General features: G+C 42.0%; 13 protein-coding genes. All 13 read right to left on the reverse strand.

All coding sequences use genetic code 11. The features are described 5' to 3' along the window. Positions 1–20: 20 nt before the first annotated feature. On the reverse strand, positions 21–1,559 hold the full coding sequence (locus M3661_RS24490; RefSeq protein WP_065292847.1) for a DUF4127 family protein: 1,539 nt from the start codon (positions 1,557–1,559) through the stop codon (positions 21–23). 15 nt (positions 1,560–1,574) lie between these two features. Then, positions 1,575–2,405 carry a carbohydrate ABC transporter permease gene (locus M3661_RS24495; protein WP_251489406.1) on the reverse strand — a complete coding sequence of 277 codons (831 nt, stop codon included), beginning with the start codon at positions 2,403–2,405 and terminating at the stop codon, positions 1,575–1,577. Positions 2,406–2,417: 12 nt separating this feature from the next. Continuing rightward, positions 2,418–3,311, reverse strand: a complete 894-nt coding sequence (locus tag M3661_RS24500) for a carbohydrate ABC transporter permease (RefSeq protein ID WP_021252878.1) — start codon at positions 3,309–3,311, stop codon at positions 2,418–2,420. A 102-nt stretch (positions 3,312–3,413) separates the two neighbouring features. Then, positions 3,414–4,718, reverse strand: coding sequence for an ABC transporter substrate-binding protein (locus tag M3661_RS24505; RefSeq protein ID WP_251489409.1), 1,305 nt, complete (start codon positions 4,716–4,718; stop codon positions 3,414–3,416). 374 nt (positions 4,719–5,092) lie between these two features. Continuing rightward, positions 5,093–8,458 (reverse strand): family 10 glycosylhydrolase, encoded by a 3,366-nt coding sequence (locus tag M3661_RS24510; RefSeq protein ID WP_251489411.1) that lies wholly within the window; start codon positions 8,456–8,458, stop codon positions 5,093–5,095. Positions 8,459–8,805: 347 nt separating this feature from the next. Then, positions 8,806–9,309, reverse strand: coding sequence for an SMI1/KNR4 family protein (locus M3661_RS24515; protein ID WP_251489413.1), 504 nt, complete (start codon positions 9,307–9,309; stop codon positions 8,806–8,808). A 50-nt stretch (positions 9,310–9,359) separates the two neighbouring features. Further along, positions 9,360–10,094, reverse strand: coding sequence for a leucine-rich repeat domain-containing protein (locus tag M3661_RS24520; RefSeq protein ID WP_251489416.1), 735 nt, complete (start codon positions 10,092–10,094; stop codon positions 9,360–9,362). A 102-nt stretch (positions 10,095–10,196) separates the two neighbouring features. Continuing rightward, a complete protein-coding gene (locus M3661_RS24525; RefSeq protein ID WP_021258272.1) occupies positions 10,197–11,051 on the reverse strand; it encodes a hypothetical protein in 855 nt (284 codons plus the stop codon). 60 nt (positions 11,052–11,111) lie between these two features. Continuing rightward, positions 11,112–11,939, reverse strand: coding sequence for a hypothetical protein (locus M3661_RS24530; protein WP_021258273.1), 828 nt, complete (start codon positions 11,937–11,939; stop codon positions 11,112–11,114). 50 nt (positions 11,940–11,989) lie between these two features. Continuing rightward, on the reverse strand, positions 11,990–12,391 hold the full coding sequence (locus M3661_RS24535) for a DUF2750 domain-containing protein (protein ID WP_251489417.1): 402 nt from the start codon (positions 12,389–12,391) through the stop codon (positions 11,990–11,992). A gap of 52 nt (positions 12,392–12,443) precedes the next feature. After that, complete coding sequence (locus M3661_RS24540) at positions 12,444–12,902, reverse strand: hypothetical protein (RefSeq protein ID WP_251489419.1); 459 nt, start codon at positions 12,900–12,902, stop codon at positions 12,444–12,446. A gap of 12 nt (positions 12,903–12,914) precedes the next feature. Beyond that, positions 12,915–13,397 (reverse strand): hypothetical protein, encoded by a 483-nt coding sequence (locus tag M3661_RS24545; RefSeq protein ID WP_251489421.1) that lies wholly within the window; start codon positions 13,395–13,397, stop codon positions 12,915–12,917. A gap of 107 nt (positions 13,398–13,504) precedes the next feature. Next, positions 13,505–13,918, reverse strand: a complete 414-nt coding sequence (locus M3661_RS24550; protein WP_251489423.1) for a DUF6630 family protein — start codon at positions 13,916–13,918, stop codon at positions 13,505–13,507. Between the last annotated feature and the right edge of the window lie 12 nt (positions 13,919–13,930).

Here is a 13,930-nt window from a genome sequence, read left to right on the forward strand (position 1 = left end):
TTTTCTGTTATTTTCGTACTTTATTGTCCTTGCTTCGTATCACGGACATGGGTCTTCAATCCGACCTCAAACATCCGACTCCAAGGCATATAGCAATCGTCGATCACGATCTCATAATTATTCTCTGGATCATGCAAATGCTGCTCGATGAACCGAGTCAATTCAGCTCTGACCTGCTCGGCGATTTGTCCCCGCTGTCCGTCGATCGAGAAATAATTGTATTCCGTACCAGGCAGCACCCGATCACTTACATTCCTGCGTACGAAGGCACAATAGCCCCCATCCTCGACATAGCGTAGTGACAGGAAATCGCGATGCTGCGGCGTATTGCCATTCACGGCATAGATCATGCCTTGTGCAATGCAAGTTCCAAGCGTGTTGCCACTTGTATTCCAGCCTGCATAACCGGCCAATTCGAACAATAGCTTCTTATCGCGAAGCAGCTGCAGCAGTTCAAGATCTGCTCCGTTGGCATAGGCCACATCGGCGATAACACAAGGCTTGCCAAGACGGTGAACAATATCATCAGCCATCTCTACCAGTTCAACTAGATTCCGGTACACCTGATACCCTAAAGAAGACTGCCCTTGATCATTCGACTCCATCATGCTCTCGCCGGGTGAATTGATGCATAGGGCCATATCGGCTTCTGCCAGGGAAGGCGACATAAGTCCTCCGGCCGCCATAATCTGATATTTGACCGATTCATATAGTACGCGGTCTTCATAGAGAGGCATCACGAACGGCCCTTGCACACTGGCAAAATGAGCATGCACCCGTGGCTTGCGACGCTCAAAATGGTTGATCATGCGGGCAAGCAGCGTACATCCCACTTCGTCGGCCCCGGGATACATATAGACGGACAGCTGCTGCTGACACTTCTTGACATGCTCGCGAACGTGCTGCTGATCCACCGCAGTCAGACCATAAGGAGCCGAGTCATCCTGTGGGATGATCATGAAATCGACGGCCCCGGCCTGCACCAGTTCGATTGCTCTCTTATTCGCTGTTAAATTAACAGCACGGCGCTCCGTGTAGTCCTGCCACATGAATTCAGGCAAAACGCCCTCGATCTGCTGCAATTCATGTTGCTCTTCTTCTGTAGCGATGCCCAGCTCCAACCGGTGGCGGATATACCCGCGCCGGAAAATCTCCCTGCCCCAATTCTCGTAATAATCCGGTTCTTCATCACTGCTGGAATAGCGCGGGCAACGCATAATAAGCTGATAAGCAAATACATGCAAAGCTGGGTTGATCCGCTTCAATTGACGGAGCTTCTCCAATTGCTCCCCGCATTGTTCCTCCGTCATCTCATGCAGCCGCGAGGGGATTATTCCTCCGTATAGCAATGTGTCCAAGGCCACAATCGCTCCGTCTGCATCACGCGCCTGCTCGAATAGCCAGGCCCATAGCTGTTCGATGTCTCCAGGGCGCTTCTTCAGCCCCATCATGCTCAAATCCGGACGAACGACATGATAATCCGTTCCCGCGGCAAGAAGTGCCGGAAATTCGTAATTGCACGGACGTTCGTCCAGCGGAATATATATAATTTTTCTCATGTGAGTCGTGTCCTCCTATCCTTTAACTGCTCCGGATACACCTTCCATGTAATATTTCTGGGTGCACAGGAACACGATGATAATCGGTATAACCGAAATAACGGTTCCGGCGGCAATCCAGCCAAAATTATAGGAAAATTGGCCATTTAAAAAGCTGAGCGCGGATGCGATTGGATACTGCTTCGTATCATTAAGCACAATCATCGGCCAGAGGAAGCTATTCCACATCCCCATGAACTCCAATAATCCGATAACGGCGATCGCCGGCTTCACAATCGGCAGCGCCAATTGCAGCCAAATACGAAATTCGCTGGCACCGTCCACTTTGCCGGAATCGCGCAGCTCATGCGGCATGCCCATAAACGCCTGTCTCATTAGGAATACGTTGAACACGGTAACCGCTGAAGGAAGCACGACTGCAAGAAACCCGCCCATTAAGCCTAGTGCTTTTACCGTCAAATAGTTAACTACCATGCCTGCTGCAGCGGGAATAATCATCGTCGCTATCAGTAGTGTAAAGATTAGATCCCGGCCTTTGAAACGGAATACGGCAAGCGGATAGGCTGTAAGACAAGAAAAGAAGATGTTCATTACAACGCCCATCAGCGCAATGATAACGGTATTCATTAAGTATCTTGGAAAGTCCATGTAATTCCACACTTGGACGTAATTATCAAAGTCGATAAATGTCGGGAAGATCGCCGGCGGAGAGCTGAACACATTCTTGCCGGGCATGAGCGACACACTTACTATCCATAGGAATGGTCCCATCATAAAAATGGCAAACAGAATCAGTGCTCCATACAACAATAATAATTTCACTAATCGAAGTGGTTTTTTTCTCATATCATGCATCCATTAATATGGATTGACACCACCCTTCCGGTTGAATCTGAAGATGACGATACTAAGCGCACCAATCATGACGCTGACAATTAAGCCAAGTGCCGAAGAGTAGCCGAAATTAAATTGCTGGAAACCCTGCTGATAAATATACAAGCTCGATGTTAAGGTAGCATCCCCCGGTCCACCCATCGTTAGGATGAACACTTCATCGAACACACGGATTGCCGCCATTAGTGAAATAAGCGTGCAGAAAAAGACATACGGTCTCAACAGCGGAATTGTAATTTTACGAATCGTCTGCGCCCGGCTCGCGCCATCAATCATCGCAGCCTCTGTCAGATCCTTCGGAACGGATTGCAATCCGGCCAAATAAATCATCATATAGTAGCCAAGGCCCTTCCACATCGTAATGAACATCAGTGTCCACAGTGCAGTATCTTTGTCGGACAGCCAGGTAATTTTCTCTTTCATTAACCCTACATTGGACAGCACATAGTTTATGACCCCATTCTGGTTGAGCAGCCAGCCCCAAATAAGCGCTACCGCGACCATAGAAGTAACTACGGGGATGTAATAAGCCGTTCGAAATAATTTAATGCCTTTGACATTGCTGTTGACTAGAATCGCCATAAGTATAGATATAATCTGAATAAATGGTACAACAATGACGTATAGCAATGAGTTGAGCAGTGACGTGATGAAGCTCTTATCCTGCAACGCCTTAACGAAGTTATCCAAGCCAACAAACTCGGTCTTGCCTATGACGGAGTAATTCGTCAGCGCCAGCGGTACGCTATAAATAATCGGCCAGAAGACAAATAGGGCCAGTAGAATCAAACCCGGTGTCATGAAGAGCCAAGCCACTGCCGCTTCCGACTTGCCGAATCTAGTAAAGAATTTTCTCATGATAGTAATCCTCCACCACCATTAATTAGGTAGTTCAAAAAGTCCACTTTTGAACATCCATTATAAGAATCGGGCAGGACAAGCCTGCCCAATTTGAAGTATTTAGTTGCCCAAGATTTTGTTAACATCGCTCTCGGCCGTAGCCAATGTCTTCTTCACGTCAGCACCGTTCAAATAAATTTCCTGCAATGCTTTGGTGATGGTCTGATTAACGTCTTTAGCACTCTCAACGCCGATGTAGAAATCCTCGGCTTTATCAAGGCTGACTGCGGATACGGTCTTAGCGACCCCTTCTAGAGTTCCGTCATTCTCCGAGAAGAATGGAGCTTTGGCACTCTCTACCGTGGAAGGCAATGTATTAGCGATCTTGGAGAATTCCACCTGATTGGCCGCATTCGTGACGAATACAGCGAAGTCAACCGCTTCTTTCTTATGGGATGTTGCCGAAGGCACGACGATGTTCATCGTGTTGGAATAGCGGATGCCCGCTTTGCCAACCGGACTTGGAACGGCAAGCATTTTGTTGTATACATCAGGCGCGGCTGTCTTGATCTTGTTAATAAACGGCGAGCTGGATAAAGACATGGCTACTTGCTCACTCGCGAAGTATTGCACTTGTTTATCGTAGTTGATAATGTCTTTTGGAATGACGCCGTCTTTTAACAGTTGTACATTCTCATTGACATACGCTTCCACTTCCGGTGTATTAAAAGCTGCCTTCTTATAATCCTCAGTCAGGAACGGCAGGTTCTCTTCTAACAGAGTCCGTGCTTCCATCGTGAATATGTAGCCGTAGGCGCCGGTTTTCTCTTTGATCTTGCGGCCCCATTCGTTCAATTCCTGTTTTGTCTTCGGCGGATTGTCTGGATTCAGTCCAGCTTTCACCACCAGATCCTTATTCATGAATAGGACAGGCAATCCAGTGTACCAAGGGAGTGCGAACGCTTTGCCGTTCATTTCTGTTGAGGAGTAGATTCCTTGGAAATAAGCTGCCTTCTGGTCCGCTGTCAGCTCTTGGTTGAAGTCAACCAATGCATCCTTGGTTCCCATCTGATTGGCCAGTTCCGTATTAAGGTTCACCACGTCTGGCGCATTACCGCCAGCAATATTCGTCATGAGCTTGTTCAGTACAGCATCGTAAGGGTAGTCCTTCCAATCTATCTTGACATTCGGATTCTTCGCTTCATAATCCGCAATCAATTTGTTGAAGTACTCATTGAAGGTCGGCTGCAATGAGATTGTCCAGAATTCTACCGTGACTTGTTCCGCGGGCTTCTCGCTATCGTTGTTTCCACTTGAAGCAGCCCCCTTGTTGCTCGATGAATCCGAACCACAAGCCGCCAATAACCCCACCATCATCATTGATGCCAATAGTAATGAAATCAACTTTCTACCTTTGAAACTCATGCCACAACACCCTCTCTTCTTTATAAACTCTCTCTCAAAGCTAGGAGAAGAAATGACTATAAGTCCGAAAACGGTAGCGCTTACAAAAAAGCCTTATTATTCTACGCTATATCTGTAATTGCTCCAATCCATGAATGATTTCGGAATAAGAGTCGTTCCTGCCACCTTTTCCCTTCTTGCATGTTCATTGTAGCACGCATTAAATAATTTCTCCACTATTTTTAGAATATTTGGAGATTATATTCTTCATATTCTGATATAGCACTCGGATTTACAAAAACTAAAAAAATTCGGGGTGCCAAAATCGATCTGCGACACCCCGTGAATTCATTAGAAATTGATGAAGCCTACATATTGCAGTTTCAACTTTGTCGTTATTCTTCGTAGTTCCCTTTATCATTACCAGCGCGCTGAATCGTCACCGTGTAGTTTTTCATTCGTCCATCTTCGGACATCACTTGTAACGTAACCAGATTCGATCCCACTTGAAGTGGTACGGGAATGACCGAATCATTTTCAATAGGCTTGCCACCCACGGAAATAACTGAATTCTGATTCCTTGTAGTCGCCGTAATATTTAGCTCCGTAACCGAGTGCCCGACCTTTACCTTGTAATCATACGTCGATGGTGTGAAGGAAGGCGTTACCTTCATTACCTTCTTCCCCGAGCTCACCGTCAATTTACTTAATTGCGTTTTCGCTGTTTTGGAGAAATAGATGTCTATCATTTTACGGCCATAGTCCAAATCATGCTTCATTCGATTCTTCACTTCTTTATTAATCGAGCTGCTTGCGAGAAGTTTGCTTATGCTGTCGATCTTCTGTTTCACGTCACTTGCAGTCTCATCTGTCATAGTGGGATTCACATGTAGATCTTTTACAGCGGATTCCAGTTTCTGTATTAGTTTCCCGCCGTCCTTACGGCTCATCCCTTGGAAAGGAACGTAAATCTCATTGATTTTACGGATCATTTCTTCCATCACGGTCGCTAGAGGCTTGGTCGTATCATATTGAGGCAAAATTGCTTTATTACGATACAACCCAATCTTCAGCACCTTGTCATACTTATAATTAAATAGTCCTTCGTATTCAAATAATGCGGCTCCAGCTCCATCATTCTTTGTCGCTTCGGTAATTTGATCCACAACAGCCGATGTAGGATTGCCTTGGAATGTGTCCAGACCCGATGAGACGAATGCATTGTCTCCCGCTAATGCCATCGAGTTTCTCAAGTCCGTTACCGTTAATTCCGAACCTGGTGCATAAGACATATGGAACAAGTGATCGATCAAATTATGATCCAACCAGTATTTCGCTTCTTGTGCGTGCGATTTCGGCGCTTCCTCATAGTTCGGCCATACCGCAGTTGTAATTTGTAGGTTTGGTTTGATTTGATGCGCCTCGTTAACTACCCGAACGACCCAGGTATTGATCATGTCCGCACGGAATTGCAGCCACTCATCCCAGTAACGATCTCCTGGATGAAGGTCAAGCGGATCAACGCCGTATTTCTCGCTGAACAAATCGCGGGTATACGTGTCGTAACCAAAATCATTCGTGTAATCTCCGGATCCTGGATACCTCGCATAATCCAAATGCAGTGAAGCTATGTCATATTTTGTGACGAGTTCATCGTATACAGAAGCAACGAAATCTCTAGCTTGCGGGAACGCTGGATTAAGCCAATACCACTTGGCATTGTGACTGCCTTCTTCATAATCAATACCTTTTCTGCTTTTCATAAGCCAATCGGGATGATTCACCACAACCGGTCCGCCGACAAAGAAGTTCTCCACCCAGGCATGAATTTCAATCCCCTGTTTTTTGCCTTCCTCAATAAATGCTCCAAGTACATCAAAGCCTTCATACAAAGGATTTAATTCGGTATCTGGCAAAGACGTTGGCCAAGTGGTATATCCATTCCACCATGTTTCTAGATAGATGGCATTGATACCGGTCTCTTTGATTTTCTTCACATGATCTCGAACCTGCTCCAAGTTCTTTTCCTTCGGTCTCATCCAGAGACCTCGAGTCTGTACTTTTGGAGACTCAAAATTCATATAACTTGCTTCCGTAACTTTCTGATCCAAGTCATTCAGTAGATCCATCAACCCGTTGGTACCGCTTTCATTTAAGCGCTGTTTGACCAACTCATAAACGCCCTTCGCCTCTACAATCTTCTGTTCAATATCGGCATAAGGCACATCCATAAATTGATTCTTGGATAACTGGAGCGCCTTCTCTGCGCTATTGATACTTATCGACGCTTTATCTAAGTAAGATTCCGGCGTAAAAATAACCAACACTTCTTTTTTAACAAAATCCAGACTCAATTTGGCTCCGACCAGTGCGTTGTTCTTTAACCATGTGTTTTTAACCCCATGACCGGATAATACATAGCCGCCTTCAGGAATTTTACTGTTGTTCCCGCCGTTATTCGTCACATATCCATCCGCATTAACAATCACTTCATTGCCCCATGGGTTCGTGCCAGTCTCCGCGCCATAATTACGACTATAGACGATCAACTGATTCGATCCACGAAATCCTGGATAAGGCACATTGCCGACATTGTCCCAGCCTCCGGGATTATCTTCTTTTACTTTCGGATTAAATGCATCAAACGAAGTTCTAGCCGCTTGGTATATTAAACTATCTGTCACAAGCTCAACCTCTGCGCCGATACGCACTTGACCCGCTAGTTGGTTATAGAATGGACTTGCCGTTTGAATCGACAGTACATATCCATCCGATGGGATGGAAGAGTTGTTATCAAGATAAGCCCCTGTGTTGGGATCGTATGCAATCGCCACGACGTTGGTCACCTTATTGCCAACGACTGTAAGCTCCATTCCCCAAGCATTCTGATTGGTGGTTGCGCCATAAGTAGGCTGGTACAACACCACCTCTCCCGCTCCACGCGATCCATTTATTTTATCAATGCCTACCACAATACCATTCACTTTCAAATACTTGCTAGGCAGAATAGGAATATCTACGTTAATCGCTTGTACGGACTGCCCCACCTCCAAATTCAAGGATGACGCAGCGTTGCCAGAAGCCGAAATGACATAACCGTTCGCAGGAATGTAGGTGCCACTCTGACCATGAACACCATATGTGCTTTTCACGACTGACACATCATTGGTGATGATATATTGAACGGTATCATCAGAGAATGGTCTTGTCATCTCACCAAAATGACGTGTATAGACGGCGATGGTGTTCGCCGGTTGATCCTGATCAACAACGTCGATTGGTATAGTGCCCTGCTCTGTGATGAGCTGTGGACCTCCGACTACCGGTGCGGGCAGCGTGTAGCCAACAATCTCAACCGGGTCTCCCGGACTCATATTGTCTTTAATCCACTGTTCACTCGATCCGTGACCAAACAGTACAAAACCATTCGTCGGTATTTGTACAGCACCCTCACGATATGTGACGTCGGTAACGCTGTAAGCGCCTTCATGGTAGTCCACGACTGCAGCAGCCGCATAAGGGTTCGAATCTGTGAGCTTACTACTATTTTCTCGGGTAAACAGGATCATTTCATCTGAAGCTCCGATGGCTCGATTCACTGCTGTAATGCTGATGGTGTTACCGTTTGCAGCTTTCGCTGTGATGGTGTTGCCATCAGCATCTTTTGCTGTGATGGCTTCATCGGCCAATACAGTCAATGTCGTCCCTGAAAAAATGAGAGCAAAACATAAGATGAAAGACAGCGTATTCTTTAATCTCATTTTCAAACCTCCCCATGGGTTCATGAAAAAACAGCTTCCCAAGCACTCCATCTTATGTACAACTAATCTCATCTATAAATCTATTTTTATGCCGAGTTTTCTACAAGCATCACCTCCATCAATCGTTATGGGGTATTCCTCTTGATCATAACAGACAACTCATATTCGAGGAAGGATATTTCCGCTTATTTTATGAATAATATTAAATTATTCCTCCATTTTATCTTTGCTTTATAGGAACGGCATCCATTCCTCCCGTAAGATGGAAGCCGAAACACAAAACGAGCCTTAGAAGCGATTCTAAAGGCTCGTTTTTGTGCAGACTTTATTGTTGATGTTTTTTACAGTTACCTGCCATCATAAGCATCTCCATACGACTCGAAATTGTCAGCCAACCAAAACCAATTTTCACCTTTACTAGCGTATAAATGCTCTAACAATTCCGTAAAGCTTTTAGCAATAATCTGACTATCCCCTAGTGTTGCATGGGTTTCCAAGAAACTATCATAGCAATAACCTAAATGAGAATCGCTTAAGTCAATGCTAATGTACTGGTTTATTTGTTCAGATTCAGCAATTAGATACCACTCGTTACTAATATCTCCTTCTAGTTCCTCCCAAATAACATCATCCTCTGGGTAAAGCCTCTTACTAGTTGGAATAAACTCATTTGAAGAAACTATTTTTATTCCATAAGGCTTATCTGAGAACATTTGCAAGGAGTCATAATGGCTAAAGAAATAATTCAAATCTTTTGGAAGAGCGAATTCATTTGTGAAATCTGTTGTCCTCTTCACAAGTCTGCAATTACTATCCTGTTCAATTTTCTTAATAATCTCTATGATCTTCATAATTACTCCTTTGATCTCAAATTTACTTGCATGTAGTATATGTATCGCTCCTATTCAAAGTCTTGTTTGTTCAGCAAATTTGGAAAACTGGCTGTAATGGTTTCCTTCATCCCCTTTGTGTATCGCGGCAATAGATGAAGTTTCCTTATATTTTTTAATTTTAGAATAGGCGTAATATCTCGGCTCTTATTCTCTAATGCCAGGATCAATGACAAATACTCCAATCGCATTAATTCCCCAACAGGCTCAAAGCTTTTAACTGGATTTCCCGTCCCACTCATTCGTCCATGATCAAGACTTAATTCCTTTACATTCGATAAAGTGGTAAGCGCCGTTAAATCGTACAAGTGATTCATGCCATAGATATATAAGGTTTGCAGGTTCTGTAACCCTATCAGAAAGTCCAAATCTTTTACTTGCGGCAAATTCGCCAGGACCAACACTTCTAAGCGATGTAAACATGATAAATTGGGTATATCCCCCATTTTCCCAGAGGAAATTTTCAAGTATTTTAAATTCGGCAATGTAGAAAATATTTGTAATCGCTCTTCATCTAAATCAGTGAGGTAAATTCCTTCTATCATTTGATTACCGGCCAGCGATTCATAATTCACATATTTCTTCTTACTTTTTTTCAGAGGCGTAAATAAATCAACAATCCGAGTATCTTCTTCCAATGTAGCAAGATCAAAGTTCTCCACTCTCCGAGTCCCCTCCATCACGCCCAAATGAGCATAATAGGAGACAGGAGATTTCTCGTCCAGCAAATATTGCTCCCAGTTCATCTTGTTCTCTCATCCTTCTCAAAGACGACCGTGCTGCATTAACACAGTCTCAGATTAAACTTCTGAAGAAATTTGATTCTTTGAATTTCACAATGAATGCCTTTAACGTATCATCCGCTGCGAATCAGGCACTTTTTCATTTTGAATTACGAATTGCAATATCTCATCCTCATCAATTTTATACCCTGGTTTATCCTTTGGAATTGCAGCCAGAGGCGTTTGAAGCAACTGATGTTCTATATTAGGGGTAGCCAGCCCCTCTTTTTCTCGTATGAATTGAATGCAATAATAATCGTAAGGAATACAGGCAAACGATAAAATTTCACATGATTTATCTGGCGTGTCGCTTAGACTATAGATGTGAAAATCACATAATTCATACAGATGCTCTCCAAAATGATTTGTATCGTTCCAACTGCGCATTAATTTTTGGTAGACATGATCTTCTGGTAAAATATCAAACAATTCAGGCATGTCTCCCGTTTTCCATTTGTGATATAGGCATGTCATAAAAACATGGTGCGTATTATTCTCCGCATAAAAATCTCGATCTTTCGAGAACATATTCGTTGTATATTTGTAGGTTAGCTCTGCAATATCTTCATAACCCCACAATAAGGAAAGCCCGATAAGCCCTCCTATTTGACTGTCCGATACACTCCCCCTACTAGGATTGCTTTTGATCATTTGAATCAGCCAAAAAAGTTGCTGCTCTAATAAAATCCATGCTGATGGTTCCCCATTTAGTATTCTATGTTTTGCATTCATTTCAAGGTGAACACCTATTCCCATTTTCAAGCGATCCGCTAAACGATTTCGTTCGTTTTTTTCAATTAAGTCCTTCATTTCGTTCATTCTATTATCTCGTAATTCCTTCACTTCTTCGTCTGAGATTACTCGCTTTTTGTACGCTTTCATCGCTCGATCAAAATACTTCCAATATTTATTAGCACGCATTCTTTCACTTCCTTTTTGAAGTCATACAGCTAAAGGAAATTGCGAATAAGCATCTTGTATTTATATATATTCGACAACCTTTAAAAATACAGGATCTGTATCAACCTCTATTAACCCCTCAATGACTGGAAACAAATCTTTAATAAGTGGGTGTTCAATATTTTCTACATCCATTCCCATTCTTTTTCTTAGCAATAGAGGTGCTACTATTTCTGATGGTAAAAGCATTTTGACTTCCGTATCAAATTCCTGGTACATTTTTGTTCGACTTAAATGAAATTCACAAGCTTGATTCGCAGAAGCATTGATGTCTTTCTTTGTTTCATCCGTCAAATCGTTAAACAAATTAGAATATATGTCATTAAGCGGTTTGGGGAATTCATAGGAAATTTCTTTATCCTTATAAAATATTGAAAACATTTTGTTCACAAACTGGCAAACTGATTCGGGTGGCTCTACATTAAAATCGATATTCTCGGGCGAGGTGTATTCCAACAATTTACGTGCTTTATCTACTTCTAGTAAAATTAATAGATTACAAGCAGACAAACATACATCTACAAACCAAATTGGTTTAATATCCCCTTGTTTTCCTGCTGCATATAATAGAGGATCTATTGTTCCCCATAACATACTTTGTTTAAGTGAATATGAATAATCACCCTTGTTGTTCAAATAGCGTTCTAAAAAGTCAGCACAATACCATGTTGAAAGTATATTACATGTATTACCCAAGGTAATATAATCTTTTTTTTCTTTAGAACCTTCTAAAAATTTCCCTATAATCGTATAACTTTCTTCATACATATAAGGCCGTTCTTTTTCTGCGAACCCCTTGCTCCATCTTTTAACTTTATTCTGTATTTTTTTATGAAGATTGCTTTCCAACCGTAATCCCCCTCTCACGTCCTATGCTTGAATATAATCAAAGATCATTTTTATTCATATTGAGAACATTCATACAACAAATTGTTTTTAAAGTCATCCGCGGATACTCTTACAACGTCTGGATCTTCCGGAACTTTGAATACAACTACATGCGTTCCTTCTTCTAACAGGTTAGGCAATATCTCATCTAAGAGTTTATCTAAATGTATTTTTTGTATTTGACAGTTCTCCCATTCATCTTCGATACATTTCATAGCGTACTCTTTAAATGGCCAAATCGGCATAGACAGATTTCCCTCTTTATCTGAGGTTGTAACAAACCCATCATTTAATTTCAAAGACCACGCCTCTTCCCAGTCTGCAATACGTTTTACGGAATAAATATATCGATCTCTAGCTGATCTTTTTATCATGGCTTTAAACTCTGGACTTGATTCAAATCCCTTACCCATATGGTTCTCCTCATTTCTTCTTTAGTTCAGTTCAGCCAACATAAAACTATCTTTATTTATCAAGATCTACAGACCAATCAATCTCTTCTTTAAACCAATTGTTCAATTTTGTTGAACCATTATCCATTTTCAAAGGGATTTCTCTTGCCCACATTTTAATGTCATTTATGAACATCTCTTTATCAAGTCCTTCGAAGTTGTGTTTCTTTAGCGCAGTGTTTAGGAACTCTAAAAATAGATTCCCCAAATGATACCGTTGCTCTACTTTATACATTTTTTCATATTCTTCTACCTTGACTGCAAGATCGATTGTCAGATAGTTATCTTTTTTTGTGTATCTAATAAATGACCTTCTTCCATAGGATTCAGGCAAGCATCTAAAAGCTATCCCGATCGAGATATCAACATGACCATATTTTGAGTTTATGTTAGATTCCAATGCGCTACTTAATTCACTTGCTAAATCACCAACTCTCGCACCTGCAGTATCTGAGACGATTGAAAAATCCATGTAGCGCACCTCCTAATCAGAAATGATTCTTTTCTCTTTCAGAAACAGAAACCAATCATCCTGTTCAGAATCCGGGATCACCCTGCAATATCCAGATCCAAACACATCATTTATCAAAAAGAAATCTAATTCTCCAAAGCCATTCATCGTAGTTCCGTCTTCATCCAATTTATAAACATTCCCGTCAAATCTGTTCATTATTAAGGGTTCATAGAGAATCTGGCCTATTGCTAACCATGATTCTTTGTCATCTTGAATATCTGAGAGAACATATTGACGACTCTCAAATTCACTGTAACTCCAGAAATCAATATCACCACATCGTGCTCCATTTGTTATTTTTAATAAGTCGTAGTATTTCCCTAGCTTTAACGAATCAGCTTCTTCATGAATCCCCGTGAACCCATCATTTAATTTTCCAAAAATAATCGTTGAGGGATCTTCTTTTAAACCTTCTTTTAGGCAATCAATTATTTTTTTAATGTCTTCGTTCATTCAAATCCATCCTCTACTTAAAAAGAATCTTGAATTCTGTAGCCTGCTTTTTGTGCCAACTCCTTAATTTCATTAATGTCAGTTGATGGAACCGTGATTAGAACGTATCAGTCACTTTCAATATCCAAACATGCCAACGAGACTCCCTTTTCACTTAGCCTTTTGGAAATTTCATTTAAATATTGGGATGTTGGCAGCTCATCAAATTCTCCATCCTCAAAATCTTCCCAGCTTATGCACGCCATTTTCTTTCTATCTAGCAATTCATCAACAACATCGCATAGGTATAAACCTGATTCTTTCCAATCGATTTCAAATGCCAAATCATGATCAAGAAGTGCGTCAACCAAAGAAATCCATGCCAATTGATCAATCGGGCTATCGATCCCTCTTTCATCCAGCCGCTCTTTGAAATTCTCGAAATAGACTTCTGGCTTTTCTATAGCTAATGAAACCTCTGAATAAATTTCTTCTTCCACATCATATGAAAGCCTTTGCACAAGTAACAGCATTGCATTCATACACTCACTCCT

Source organism: Paenibacillus sp. MER 180 (assembly GCF_023713665.1).
Lineage (GTDB): Bacteria > Bacillota > Bacilli > Paenibacillales > Paenibacillaceae > Paenibacillus_B > Paenibacillus_B suaedae.

Coding starts and splice junctions, on each gene's coding strand:
- M3661_RS24495 (WP_251489406.1), bottom strand. CDS start 2,405: ATGAGAAAAAAACCACTTCGATTAGTGAAATTATTATTGTTGTATGGA.
- M3661_RS24505 (WP_251489409.1), bottom strand. CDS start 4,718: ATGAGTTTCAAAGGTAGAAAGTTGATTTCATTACTATTGGCATCAATG.
- M3661_RS24490 (WP_065292847.1), bottom strand. CDS start 1,559: ATGAGAAAAATTATATATATTCCGCTGGACGAACGTCCGTGCAATTAC.
- M3661_RS24525 (WP_021258272.1), bottom strand. CDS start 11,051: ATGCGTGCTAATAAATATTGGAAGTATTTTGATCGAGCGATGAAAGCG.
- M3661_RS24515 (WP_251489413.1), bottom strand. CDS start 9,309: ATGAAGATCATAGAGATTATTAAGAAAATTGAACAGGATAGTAATTGC.
- M3661_RS24500 (WP_021252878.1), bottom strand. CDS start 3,311: ATGAGAAAATTCTTTACTAGATTCGGCAAGTCGGAAGCGGCAGTGGCT.
- M3661_RS24535 (WP_251489417.1), bottom strand. CDS start 12,391: ATGGGTAAGGGATTTGAATCAAGTCCAGAGTTTAAAGCCATGATAAAA.
- M3661_RS24550 (WP_251489423.1), bottom strand. CDS start 13,918: ATGAATGCAATGCTGTTACTTGTGCAAAGGCTTTCATATGATGTGGAA.
- M3661_RS24545 (WP_251489421.1), bottom strand. CDS start 13,397: ATGAACGAAGACATTAAAAAAATAATTGATTGCCTAAAAGAAGGTTTA.
- M3661_RS24520 (WP_251489416.1), bottom strand. CDS start 10,094: ATGAACTGGGAGCAATATTTGCTGGACGAGAAATCTCCTGTCTCCTAT.
- M3661_RS24510 (WP_251489411.1), bottom strand. CDS start 8,458: ATGAGATTAAAGAATACGCTGTCTTTCATCTTATGTTTTGCTCTCATT.
- M3661_RS24540 (WP_251489419.1), bottom strand. CDS start 12,902: ATGGATTTTTCAATCGTCTCAGATACTGCAGGTGCGAGAGTTGGTGAT.